We start from the raw sequence: 13,134 nt of genomic DNA on the forward strand, positions 1-13,134 counted from the left end.
AGCAAGCCAGTTCGGGGTTTCTCCCTTTTTTATAACCTCATCATGCTCTTAATATGACAAAACGCAGCTCGCCCTAGTGCGTCTATGTTGTAGCCACCTTCAAGCACAGAGACCACTCGTCCTTCGCAGTGTTTATCTGCCGCATCCATTAACACATCGGTAATCCAAGTGAAGTCCGCTTCATCTAGTCTTAACTGTCCCATTGGGTCTTCTTTATGAGCATCAAATCCTGCTGAAATCATGATGAGCTGAGGCTTGAAGCTTTCCAGTCTTGGTAATAATTGCTCGGTAATAATGGCGCGGAAGGCATCGCTGCCAGACCCCGCTTCCAATGGCATATGCAAAATGTTGTCGTGGGAAGCGCCCGGGTCAGCGTAAGGATAAAACGGATGTTGATAACTGGATGCGTAAAGTACTCTGGTATCTGCTTTGAAAACATCTTCTGTGCCGTTGCCATGATGCACATCGAAATCAATGACGGCGACTCGCTCTAAACCATATTGGTGAATAGCGTGGCGCGTGCCAACAGCGATGTTGTTAAACAGACAAAAACCCATGGTTTTGTCGAATTCCGCATGATGTCCCGGCGGACGAATCGCACAAAAAGCGTTATCCACTTCGCCAGCCATAACTAAATCGACCGCTTTCACGACCGAACCAGCGGCATGAAGAGCAGCCCCTAATGTGTGCGGCATCATCAAGGTTTCTGGCTCTAATTCAACATGCCCTGATTCTGGCGCTCGGGCAAAAATAGAATCCACATAAGCGACGTCATGTGTGTTGATCAGTTGTTCTCTAGTGGCGGGCATCGCTTCAATTCGACGAATAAAATCCATCAATTGGCCTGTAATCAAGCGGTTTTGAATCGCGCCAAGACGTTTCGGTGACTCTGGATGATCGTCACCCATGTTGTGGCGGTCACAATAAGTATGTGTAATGTAGGCAGTTGTCATCTCGTCTCTCGGGTTCTTTATTCTTGTTTTTACTCTCGTTGTTTTAACGAAAACCACAAAGACAGTCTATCCTACCATGGTCTACAATCCATAAAGATAGAAACCGTGATACCTTAATTGTTTGTTCTGTATTAGCCACTCGGAGAACGTCAATGAGCCAACATGCATTGCATCCCTTACTTGCACCAAAGTCCATGGTGGTTTTAACCGGTGACGATGCCAACGATCCTCTCATGCTGGCGCTGTTAAAATCCTTGGCTCATACAGACAAATCTCATCGTCAAAAGTCTTGCCCTGTTAGCTTGGTAGGCACGAGGCCTGCTGCCTCTTTTTCATTCCCACGGTTTGCGTCTTTGGATGAATTCATTGCTTCAAATGGAGCAAAGCCAAGCCCAGATCTTGCTGTGCTAGTTGGTACTCATTCCAATTCATCAATGGAAGATATTATTGCGGCGTGTGGCGAAGCTGGCATCGGCTCTTTGTTAATGCTGTCTTGGACAGGTGAACCTGAAGCTAAGTTGATCCCCATATTGCGCAAACACAATGTTCGTTTACTTGGCCCAAACAGCTTTGGTATTTGCCGTCCTAAGCAAGGAGTTTACGCTTGGCTTGGCTTAACACAGCCATTAACAGGGCGATTAGCTTTGATGTCGCAATCTGGCACCGTCGCCAGCGCCTTGGTCGATTGGGCGACGTGGCAAGGCATCGGCTTTTCTCAAGTTGTATCAATGGGCTCACCTGTTGATGTGATGCCGTCACAAGTTCTGGATTATTTATCAACCGATTTCGACAGTCAGGCCATCCTGATGTATCTGCAGAAAATCGGTCGCCCAACCCGTTTCTTGAGTAGCTTACGCGCCACAGGGCGAAGCAAACCCGTCGCCGTGGTTACCGAGCACTCGGTTGGCTCTGACGAGCGTGTACTGGATGCAGCTCTCAGCCGAACTGGCGCGGTTCGCGGTCGACGCTTGAATGATTTGATCGCCGCGGCGTCTGTTATGACCAACGCTCGACGCGTGAAAGACGGCTCGTTGCTGATAATAGGAAATGGCGCAGGGCCGGGAGAATTAGCGGCGCAACGCGCCATGGAACTCGACATAGACTTACTCAATCCTGAAGGCGAACTGCGCACGGCACTTGAAACCACCATGGCAGGTCGCGGCAGCGTTGGCTCGGTGACAACCGTTTGGGCAAGCTGTGCTACTGATTTATTTATTGATTTGGCCGAAGACGCTCTCAGTAGCCCACACTGCGGTGCCGTATTACTCACTCTAAGCCCAACCGCCTTGATCGATATTGATTCCTTGTATGACCTAATCTCCAAACTCCATCGAGATCAGAAAAAGCTCGTCATGGTGTGTTTGCTTGGTGGCGGCAATATGACCAACATGCGCACTCGCATCAACGAAGCTGGGATTCCAACCTTCCGAACACCTGAAACGGCAATTGAGGGCTTTCAGTTTTTAGTGCAATTCCAGCGCAATCAGTTATTGGCGAAGCAGTCGCCAGACAGCCATGCATTTCGTTTTAAAATTGATGTATCAGAAGCTACTAACAGCCTGAATGAGCGATTAAAAGCGGGACAAAACACAGCAAACGCAGACGATTTACGCAGCATTTTTGAGTTATTCCATATTCCCTTAATTTCTCGCAGGCAAGCATCTCATCAGTTATTAGCTCCCATTCACTTACGCGTTTTCCAAGACCCAATATTTGGACCGGCAATTGGCTTATCGTTGGAAGGTGCTCATCAGCATAAACAAGTTGAAGCCGTTGCTTTACCACCACTCAATACCGTTTTAGCAAAAGACCTAATACAACGGGCTTTTCCTGGAGAGGAATCCTTTGAATTAGAAAGCTTGCTAAGAAATTTATCCACCATGGTTTGCGAACTCCCCGAAATAGAAAGCCTAGAACTGGCTGATTTGAGGGTACATGAAACGGGCAGTGTCTATGCTGATGTCAGTGCGACGTTACGACCACGCAAAAGCGAGCGACGATATGAACATTTGGCGATTCACCCTTATCCTAGACAATGGGTTTCCGAACGGATTTTGAAAAATGATGAAGTCGCGACCGTTCGCCCTGTTTTACCAAGAGACGCCGTGATTTTGGCAAATTTTGTTCGTAGTATGTCTCACGAAACACGCTATTTTCGCTTCATCTCTAACATATCAGAACTAACGCCGCGCATGCTGGCGAGTATGTCTCATATCGACTACGACAGAGAAATGGCATTGTTGGCCGTTCTCCATCGAGATGGCCAAGACTTACTGATCGGCACGGCACGATACGTAGATAACTTCGACGACCAAAGCTGTGAATTTGCCGTGGTTTTAGGAGATGAGTTCCAAGGGTTAGGACTGGCTTCTTATCTCATGCGACAGCTGTTTAAAGTTGCCGCAGACAAAGGAATTAAAGTGATGAAAGGTATCGTACTGGCAGAAAACAAACGCATGATCGAGTTCTGTCGTCATTTGGGTTTCACCATTCAGAGAGACCCAGATGACTTTGGACAAGTGGTTGCAACAATTAGCTTACCACCTAAAACATTAAAAAATAACGAATTTAGATTTTGTCATTATTAGATCTCAATACGTCCTTGAGCACGCTTTATTTTTTTTATGTCGTCAAATGATAAATTAGGGTCGAAGCCACACTTATCTAACAGTGGAGAATGAATAATAACCTCACTTCCTTTCCTTTTAACTTGTGCCGTATAACTTAAACCAAATGACAATGGAGTATACTCATTATATATACCCTTTATAGCAGGGGAATCATCGTAGGTTACAATCCAAGGTTTATCTAAAGAACGTATAATATCGCTTAATTCACAATGGTCATCATGCTCAAAAAAGTTTTGATATAACCCCTTCCCTTTCTCGTAATAAGGAGGGTCTATATTAATCAAACACTTACTACCAATATTTTTCAAATCATCTTTCAAAAAATCTCTTGCATCTTTATTCGTTAACGTAATTCTTTCTTTAAGGTTTGCTATAGATTTTATTTTTTTGATTGATTTTAGTTTATTATAACGGCAGTCTAGTTTGTATCTTCCATCTTGATTTTTACCTCCCATAACACCTCCTTTTATTATGCCAGAACGATTAGTTCTGTTCAAAAAAAACGTTGAAAAGCCCAGTTCTATAATGGTGGAATTCAAATCGTCTTGTATTTCCTTTTGCTTATGCCACTCATCAATAGTAACCGGTGTATCATTTATTAATCGGGTTAGTTCTTTAGTTTCGTTTAAGACACAATACCAAAAAGCATATACCGACCCATTTAAGTCATTGATACATACATCTTTAACTTTTTCATTCAACAACAAATACCAAGCAATACCAGCACCACCTGCAAATGGTTCAATATAAGTACCACCTATAAGATTATTTATTTTAAGTGTTTCTAAAACATAAGCTATTAGCTTTGTTTTTCCACCAGGGTAACGCAATGGAGAGTTATGAATACGCATAGATCAATGCCTCAGAAAATAATATCATTTAGATTTTTTAAAGTCCCAAGAATTTGGATTAATAGAATTTTCTGTTGCTGTTGCCTTAAACGCTAAATTTAAATCCCACAAGAATTTTTTGTAAGATGCATTATCTTTATTTTTTGAAAGCCAATGCCTAAAAACAAGTATAAAAAAAACTTTATATTTATTAAATATTTTTTTCGCTTTTTCCCGTTCGGGTCTTTCAATTAATCCTTCAACATCATTAATTATATTATTATGCTGAAGCCAAGATACAGAAAAACCTTCCCTTTCCACCTGATGTTGAACCCAAAAGTCAGAACTTAGATCAGCATCATTATATAGCAAAACCAAATGATTAAAAACAATCTGCTCTGGCGATCCGTCTTGAGGTAAAGATAACACTCTCACATTCTTATTAGAATTTACATCTGTTTTGTCACCATCAAGTATACATATTGCCTTTAGAGTTGTTTTATTTAAAAACCTATCATTAAATAAGTCGCGCAAACTATCAGAACCTAAGTTTATATCAACGAAATGAAAGTAATTATTTATTCTTGAAAAACAATCATCACTATCCGATAAGTCATCAAATATTTCTGTTAACAGAATTCGTGCTTCTGCATCTTCTGTAAATATAGGAATCTTTTTATCTGACAATGTTTCTAGCCTCGTTTCATTTGTTAGAAACATATTTATACGATATATATCAGGCTCTTCCATAGGAGATACCGTATTGCCTGCTTGACTAGTCAAATATAATAGATTCTGATTGAACTTTAATGTTTTTTCCAAAAGATAAAGGCTGTGTGTTGTAAAAAAAACCTGTATTTTATAATCATCTGAATATTTTTTAATTAGAAGAAATAATTTATATTGCACTGATGGATGTAGAGTCGCATCTATTTCATCTATTAATAGCGTACTACCAAAACCTGTTTCATAAAACAACCACCTTAGAGAAATAAGTGCTGTCAAAACAATAAAAATATTATCTTCACCTGCTGAAATTGTATTTGAATCAACACCATCATACTGGGTAGTAAATTCACTTCTTATTTTTACATCATTTGAATTTTCAGTTCGAATATTATCTATATCAATACTTGTTAAATGTTTATATTCAGAGATCAGTATTCTTTCATATTCAGGTGGAAGACTACTTGTAATGTTCCTTGTAATATCTCCTAACTCACCAATAGGCACAATTCTCGTCAAACCCAAGTAAATAACAGCTCTTTCTTCAAGAGTTTGCTTTTGACCTTGAGGATACTTTGGAATCAGCCTATACCTTTTTGCATCATCTACTTTCTGGGTATTATTATGACGCCTAAAGTCACAAGTATAACCTTCATATTCGACAGTATAAAGTGTGCCTTTCACACCTACAGCAGGATCATTATATTTTTTATCTCCCTTTGTTAGGGTCTCGATTTTCGGGTTTACTGTTTGATTTATTTTTTTGATTATATTAAATAATTTGGTATCTACATCAGGATTTGTTTGCTTTATTTTCTGATATGAGTTTCCAATAATATGTAAAATAGAACTTTTACAAGTTCCATTTTGCCCTGATATAACATTAATTCCAGGTTTAAAATTTAACTTAACCCCTTTTATTTTCCTATAGTGTACGAAATCAATACTTTTTATCATATTATTGTATCCTTACATTAGCTTATGAAAACAAAAAAACTCTAATTGAAATGTTATTTTTCACTCTGACGTGAGAAATAACTAACCTCATTGTAAAACACCTTTATTCATTTAACAAAAAACCACGCAAAGGCGTGGTTTTTGACAAGTCGTTTGAAGAACCGATTACTTCAGGTTTTCAGGCCCGAATGAGAAAGGCAACAATTCTTCCATAGTAAGCGATTTACGCACACCTTCAGGACCACAAATGTGAATCATAGTGTCGGTAGATGAAAACTCTCGAATCTTCTGGCGACAACCGCCGCAAGGCGTAACAAGTTGATCGCCTTTACCAATCACATAAATGTCTTTGATTTGCGTGTCACCACCTAAAACCATGGCCGAGATAGCGCCGCCTTCGGCGCAGACACCTTCTGGATAAGCTGCGTTTTCAACATTACAACCTTTGTACAGATTGCCACTGGAGGTACGAATCGCAGCCCCAACTGTGAAGTCTGAGTAAGGGACATAGGCCTTACTCATCGCTTCTTTTGCCAGTTGGAAAAGCGTTTCATCTTGCTTTGCAACAGACATATTAGGCTCGCTCTTTTACATAAGGTCGACCAACGGCTTTTGGCCCTATCGCTTTGCCAATGAATCCAGCCAGCAGCAGCACAGTCAACACGTAAGGAAGCACTTCGATCGCCTGTACTGGCACTTCACCAATACCTGGAATCACCACGCCTTGCATACGAATCGCAACAGCATCTAGGAAACCAAACAACAAACATGCAAACAACACAGGAACGGGACGCCACTTACCAAAGATAAGTGCTGCAAGAGCCATGTAACCTTTACCAGCACTCATGTCTTTCAAAAAGCCAGCGTTGTGTGCTGTTGATAAGTAAGCACCTGCCAATCCACACAAGATGCCACAAACAATCAAGGCACGGTAACGAATAAAGGCAACGGAAATACCCGCAGTATCAACCGCATGAGGGTTTTCACCCACCGCACGAAGACGTAGACCAAAACGTGTTTTATAAACAACCCAATAGGTTAATGGCACCATGGCAAAGCCTAGGTAAACTAAAATATTATGGCCGCTCAGTAGCTCGGAATAAATTAAGCCAATTACTGGAACATCGACTAATGCATCAGCAAAAGGCAAGGTAACAGAAAGAAATCGAGAATCCCCAGACAGTGTTGGCGTTTGACCGCCCATACCAAACCAGTTCATCGACAAAGTCACCGTTAAACCTGCCACGATAGTGTTAATCGCAACACCAGAAACGATATGGTCACCGCGGTGAGTGATACAAGCAAAGCCATGAATCATCGCCAAAGCGACTGATGTCATGATGCCAAAACACAAGCCAATCCACGCAGAGCCAAATACAGCAGCTCCTGCCGCAGCGGCAAATGCACTACCTAGAATCTTACCTTCCAAGCCGATATCAACAATACCTGCTCGCTCTGAATACAAGCCCGCCAATGCAGCAAAAATCAAAGGCGTAGATACACGCATGGTTGCATCTAGCATAAGTATTAATGTTTCAAACATATTTTTCCCCTACGCCACAGCTCTGCGAATAAAAAAGCCTTCGATACGATCTTTAAACATGTGTTCAAGCGCACCAGAGAATAAAATAACCAAACCTTGGATCGCGACAACGATCTCTGGCGTGATGGTCGGAATTTCAAACGCCAACTCTGAACCACCCTGATACAAGGCACCAAACAGAATGGCAGCTAGAATAATTCCTATCGGATGGTTGCGTCCCATCAAGGAAACCGCGATACCAGCAAAACCGTAACCTGCCGTGAAGTTAAGCAGCAAGCTGTGGTTTACACCCATAATTTCATTGATACCAACAAAACCAGCCAAACCACCAGAAATCAACATCGCCCAAATGGTTACTTTTGCCGTATCAATACCAGCATACTTAGCTGCAGTCGGATTGGTTCCTAATGTGCGTAACTGATAACCCCAGCGCGTGTGCCAAAGCAGTCCCCACACAAAAACACAACATACTAAGGCCAATACAAAGGCAAAGTTAAGTGGCGAATCACCAATATCGATACCAAGTGGCGCAAAGAATTCATGTATGTAAGGCATCCAAGCGTTTTCGCCAAACGTACGGCTGTTCGGCGCCATGCGTCCGTCTTCTTTTAACCAGTTCACAATTAAGTAAACCATCAAAGAAGAGGCGATAAAGTTAAACATGATGGTCGTGATAACGATATGACTGCCACGACGCGCTTGTAGATACGCCGGAATATAACCCCATGCAGCGCCAAATGCGGCAGCACCAAGAATGGCAAGAGGCGCAATGATATAAAACGGCATTGTGTGGTCTAAAGCCAAACAAACCAAGCCAACACCCAAACCACCAATATACGCCTGACCTTCCCCACCTATATTGAACAAGCCGCCTTTAAAGGCAACCGACACAGCCAGACCAGTGAAGATTAAATTCGTTGCGTAATATAAGGTGTATCCGATGCCTTCGTTGTAGCCAAACGCACCATAAATCAGATACCCCGCGGCTTCGATTGGGTCTTCACCAATGGCGAAAATCACCAAACCAGACACAATAAAAGCCAACATGATATTTAAGAAAGGAATAAGCGCAATGTTTACCCAAGCAGGAACTTTTGCCTGACTCATGCTGACACCTCTGCTTTTTCTTCGTTGTAGGCGTTCGCCATCATTAAGCCAAGGGTTCGTTCATCTGCGTCTTTTGCATCAAGTTCGCCCACAACTGCACCATCAAACATAACAATGATGCGATCACTCAGTGCCATAATTTCATCCAATTCAACAGAGACCAACAAGATTGCTTTGCCGGAGTCTCGTAATTTAACAATTTGTTCGTGTATATTTTCAATCGCACCGATATCTACACCACGCGTTGGCTGACCAATCAGCAAGATATCTGGGTTCTGCTCTACTTCACGAGCAATAACGATTTTTTGCTGGTTACCACCAGAAAAGTTGGCTGTTTTTAAATGAGGGTTCGGCGGACGAACATCCCAATCAGCCATGCGCTCATTACATTCCTCAATCATCACTTTACGGTTCATCAAAACCTTACCGTTGTAAGCATCTGAATTGTGGTAACCAAGCACAGCAGCTTCATAAGCTTCAAAGCCTGTTACCAAGCCCATTTTGTGACGATCTTCAGGAACGTGGGCCATTTTAAGCTCACGCATTTGTGCGGCATTTTTCGGTGCTTTTACAGTAATCACTTGGCCTGCGATATGAATTTCACCTTCACTCATTGGCTCAATGCCAGACAGTACATTCAAAAGCTCACTTTGGCCATTACCAGAAACCCCTGCAATACCAAGAATTTCACCCGCACGCAGCTCTAAACTCACGTCTTTAAGACGCTTCACGCCTTGGCTATCAAATTGAGAAAGGTTTTTAGCAGAAAGGAATACATCACTTGGTTTGGCTTCGTCTTTATTAACTGTTAAACGAACTTTTTTACCAACCATTAACTCAGCAAGCTCTTCTTTGTCTGTCTTAGCTGTTTCACGATGCGCAACCATTTGGCCTTGCCTCATGACAGAAACATTGTCAGTAGAGGCCATAATTTCACGCAATTTATGAGTGATAAGTAAGATGGTCACGCCTTGTTCTTTCAAGGCTTTTAAAATACGGAAAAGATGATCGGCTTCTTGTGGGGTTAGCACACCTGTTGGTTCATCAAGAATAAGGATACGAGCGCCACGGTAAAGGGCTTTTAAGATTTCTACTCGTTGCTGTAGACCAACTGGAAGATCTTCCACAATCGCGTCTACATCAATATCTAGGCTATATTCTTGCGCTAAACGTTGTAGTTCAACCCGTGCAGCGTCCACACCATCTTTTAAGAGTGCGCCGCCCTCAGCACCCAAGATAACGTTCTCAAGTACACTGAAATTCTCTACCAGCATGAAATGCTGATGCACCATACCTATGCCTGCATTAATAGCATCCTGAGAACTGCGGATATCAACACGCTTGCCATCTACTTCTATGTGCCCTGTATCAGCTTCATAAAAGCCATAAATAATGCTCATTAGAGTCGATTTACCAGCGCCATTTTCACCGATTATGCCGTGAATCGTGCCAACTGGAACTTGTAAGCAAATATCTTTGTTAGCCTGAACGGCACCAAAGCGTTTGCTGATATCTTGCAATTCAATTGCGTATGGCTTTGCTTTATTCGTCATATCTAAAAATAATTCATCTGCTTCAAAATGGAACACTCTAAGTGTATATCAAGACCAAGAACACATTAGGTGTTTTTATTGCTACTTTACTCGCAATAACTTAACTACCTGCTACAAAAGCCAATGAAAACTCTGTTGTTGTCGCATTTAATGAAAAATATAAGAGCAAAAAAAACAGCTGCCTGCGAAAGGCAGGCAGCTGTTTTATTTTACAACTTAGTAGTTACAAGTGTTGTCTGACATGTAGTCATGAACAACGATTTCGCCACTTACAATCTTAGCGCGAATTTCTTCTACCTTCGTTTTCATGTCAGCTGTAATCAAGCTTGCATTGTTGTCATCAAGAGCCCAATCAACACCGCCTTCAGCTAGACCAAGAACAACTAGACCTGGTTTCCAAGTGCCTGCTGCAGAATCTTTATAAGTGTTGTACGCCGCTAGATCTACACGCTTAACCATAGACGTTAGCATAGTGCCTGGTTGGATGTGGTTTTGGTTTGAATCCACACCAATAGCAAATTTACCTTCGTCTTTAGCCGCTTGATAAACACCGATACCTGTACCACCAGCCGCAGCGAAAACAACATCCGCTCCTTTAGAAAATTGGCTCTTAGCTAATTCAGAACCTTTAGTTGGGTCGTTAAACGCGGCACCAGTAGAACCCGTCATGTTTTGGTGAACAGATGTGCCGGAAGCAACGAATTTCGCACCTTGCTCATAACCACAAGCAAAACGACGAATTAGAGGAATATCCATACCACCCACGAAACCAACAGTGTCAGTTTCAGATTTCATCGCAGCAACCGCACCAACAATAAAAGAACCTTCATGCTCTTTAAATACAACAGATTGAACGTTTGGAAGATCGATCACACCATCGATGATAGTGAAATGAACATCAGGGAAGTCTTGCGCTACTTTAGTAACTGCTGATGTCATGTTGAAACCAACCGTTACAATTGGAGAGAAACCACGGTTAGCAAGGCGACGTAGACCCTGTTCTACCTGAGCTTCATTTTTTGGTTCAAATTCACGAACTTTAATGCCAGTTTCAGAAGTGTATTTTTTAACGCCGTTATAAACACCTTCGTTAAAAGACTTATCATATTTACCAGCTTGATCGTATACAACCGCAGGGTCTGCTGCTTGAACCATCGTTGATGAGATAGCTAACGCCGTGACAGACGCAATAAATATACCCTTCATTCCAATTCCTCTTTTTAATATAGTTAAATATATGGTTAACCTTTCTGCCCAATCGGTCAAAAATAAACCTATTAGAAAAATACCGCAATAAAATATGCATTCTTTTAACAATATTGTTGCACATAAAACCGTAAAGACAATCAAAAACTCACATCATGATTTCTCTATTAGCATGATTAATTAGCAATTCTCGTGCCTAATCTGAACAAAAGGTCAAGTTTGACATTTTCGGCAATAAACCGTGCTTCGCTGAGCCTGTCGAATCTCTTTTAAAGTCGTGCCACAAACCGTACAAGGCTTGTCTGCTCGACCGTATACTAGCAGTTCTTGCTTAAAGTACCCTGGCTTTCCATCGCCACCAACAAAATCTTTCAAGGTGGTGCCGCCCTGTTTAATTGCAGCTGCAAGCACCAACTTAATGCACTCTACCAATGTAGCAAGACGCTTTTTACTGATATTACCCGCCATGCGGCTCGGATGAATGCCTGCTTTAAAAAGCGCTTCATTCGCGTAAATATTTCCAGCACCTACTACAACTTTGCTGTCCATAATAAAAGTCTTAATTGGTACTTTTCGACCTTTTGCCCGAGCGTGCAGCATGTCTACATTAAATGCATCAGATAAAGGCTCTGGGCCAAGGTGTTTTAACAAATCATGCTCTAGCCAATCTTTCGCCGTCCATAAAATAGCGCCAAAACGACGAGGATCGGTATAACGCAATAATGGTTCATCTTCTGCAAAACAGAAATCCACATGATCATGGAACAAAGGTGGCGTTTGAGCTGGTACAAAATACAAACTACCAGACATGCCAAGGTGAACAATCAGTGTCCCTTTTGCCGTATGAACGCCAATATACTTACCGCGACGAGAAAGATGTGTAATTTCATGCCCGGTCATTTCAGAGCTCAGTTCTGGCGTAATTGGCCAGCGGAGCTTTGGTTGACGAATATCTATCTTAGAGAGGGTTCGGCCCACGAGATGAGGCTCTATACCACGTAACGTGGTTTCCACTTCTGGCAATTCAGGCATAAGCGACCTCGATAAACATTAAAGACGTTCTACTAGATACAAAAAAACCGACTCTAGGAGTCGGTTTCTTCGGAGGAAAATCAAAATTATTTGATTTTCGCTTCTTTGTACATAACGTGTTTACGTACAACTGGATCAAACTTTTTCATTTCAAGTTTATCCGGAGTATTTCGCTTGTTCTTGTCAGTTGTGTAAAAGTGACCAGTACCAGCAGAAGATACCATGCGAATTAAATCGCGAGCGCCTTTAGAAGCCATGATTCAGATCCTTATACTTTTTCGCCGTTAGCACGCATTTCAACAAGAACTGCTTCGATGCCTTTTTTATCGATAATACGCATACCTTTAGAAGATACACGTAAACGGATGTAACGGTTTTCACCTTCGACCCAAAAACGGTGCCAATGAAGGTTAGGAAGAAAACGACGCTTAGTACGACGCTTTGAGTGAGAAACGTTATTACCTGTAACAGGTCGTTTCCCTGTAACTTGACATACGCGAGACATAATTAAATACCTTTTGTGCTATCCAGAATTATTGGAAGTGAAACACTTCCTCAGGCGGAGCATGATTCCTTATGAATCAAAAAAATCCCATA

At 41.9% G+C, this 13,134-nt stretch carries 12 protein-coding genes; 1 reads left to right on the top strand and 11 read right to left on the bottom strand.

The features are described from left to right. Positions 1 to 29: 29 nt before the first annotated feature. Complete coding sequence (locus ABFY09_RS05685) at positions 30 to 953, bottom strand: histone deacetylase family protein (protein WP_347983331.1); 924 nt, start codon at positions 951 to 953, stop codon at positions 30 to 32. 152 nt (positions 954 to 1,105) lie between these two features. Here ABFY09_RS05685 and ABFY09_RS05690 point away from each other — a divergent pair, with 152 nt between their 5' ends. Next, positions 1,106 to 3,541 carry a GNAT family N-acetyltransferase gene (locus tag ABFY09_RS05690; RefSeq protein WP_347983332.1) on the top strand — a complete coding sequence of 812 codons (2,436 nt, stop codon included), beginning with the start codon at positions 1,106 to 1,108 and terminating at the stop codon, positions 3,539 to 3,541. Here ABFY09_RS05690 and ABFY09_RS05695 read toward each other — a convergent pair. From ABFY09_RS05695 to rpmB, 10 genes are all read right to left on the bottom strand, one after another. Continuing rightward, positions 3,538 to 4,434, bottom strand: coding sequence for a DNA adenine methylase (locus tag ABFY09_RS05695; RefSeq protein WP_347983333.1), 897 nt, complete (start codon positions 4,432 to 4,434; stop codon positions 3,538 to 3,540). The two genes, ABFY09_RS05690 and ABFY09_RS05695, sit on opposite strands and share 4 nt — an antisense overlap. A gap of 24 nt (positions 4,435 to 4,458) precedes the next feature. Beyond that, positions 4,459 to 6,096, bottom strand: a complete 1,638-nt coding sequence (locus ABFY09_RS05700; protein WP_347983334.1) for an AAA family ATPase — start codon at positions 6,094 to 6,096, stop codon at positions 4,459 to 4,461. A 165-nt stretch (positions 6,097 to 6,261) separates the two neighbouring features. Beyond that, positions 6,262 to 6,669: a cytidine deaminase gene (gene cdd, locus ABFY09_RS05705; protein WP_347983335.1), complete on the bottom strand. Its 408-nt coding sequence runs from the start codon at positions 6,667 to 6,669 to the stop codon at positions 6,262 to 6,264. Between the two features lies 1 nt (position 6,670). Next, the gene (locus tag ABFY09_RS05710; RefSeq protein WP_347983336.1) at positions 6,671 to 7,639 is read right to left on the bottom strand and encodes an ABC transporter permease; all 969 of its coding nucleotides are present in this window, start codon (positions 7,637 to 7,639) and stop codon (positions 6,671 to 6,673) included. 9 nt (positions 7,640 to 7,648) lie between these two features. Continuing rightward, entirely contained in the window at positions 7,649 to 8,746 is a 1,098-nt protein-coding gene (locus ABFY09_RS05715; protein WP_347983337.1) for an ABC transporter permease, read from the bottom strand. Next, positions 8,743 to 10,299, bottom strand: coding sequence for an ABC transporter ATP-binding protein (locus ABFY09_RS05720; RefSeq protein WP_347983338.1), 1,557 nt, complete (start codon positions 10,297 to 10,299; stop codon positions 8,743 to 8,745). The genes ABFY09_RS05715 and ABFY09_RS05720 overlap by 4 nt, the downstream gene beginning before the upstream one ends. Before the next feature lie 216 nt (positions 10,300 to 10,515). Further along, positions 10,516 to 11,505 carry a BMP family ABC transporter substrate-binding protein gene (locus ABFY09_RS05725; protein WP_347983339.1) on the bottom strand — a complete coding sequence of 330 codons (990 nt, stop codon included), beginning with the start codon at positions 11,503 to 11,505 and terminating at the stop codon, positions 10,516 to 10,518. Positions 11,506 to 11,718: 213 nt separating this feature from the next. Next, positions 11,719 to 12,537, bottom strand: a complete 819-nt coding sequence (gene mutM, locus ABFY09_RS05730) for a bifunctional DNA-formamidopyrimidine glycosylase/DNA-(apurinic or apyrimidinic site) lyase (RefSeq protein WP_347983340.1) — start codon at positions 12,535 to 12,537, stop codon at positions 11,719 to 11,721. An 86-nt stretch (positions 12,538 to 12,623) separates the two neighbouring features. Beyond that, positions 12,624 to 12,794, bottom strand: coding sequence for a 50S ribosomal protein L33 (gene rpmG / locus ABFY09_RS05735; protein ID WP_011978459.1), 171 nt, complete (start codon positions 12,792 to 12,794; stop codon positions 12,624 to 12,626). Between the two features lie 11 nt (positions 12,795 to 12,805). Further along, complete coding sequence (gene rpmB / locus ABFY09_RS05740; RefSeq protein ID WP_317005857.1) at positions 12,806 to 13,042, bottom strand: 50S ribosomal protein L28; 237 nt, start codon at positions 13,040 to 13,042, stop codon at positions 12,806 to 12,808. Positions 13,043 to 13,134 lie beyond the last annotated feature (92 nt).

The sequence above is a fragment of the Marinomonas sp. 5E14-1 genome, from assembly GCF_039939215.1.
Lineage (GTDB): Bacteria > Pseudomonadota > Gammaproteobacteria > Pseudomonadales > Marinomonadaceae > Marinomonas.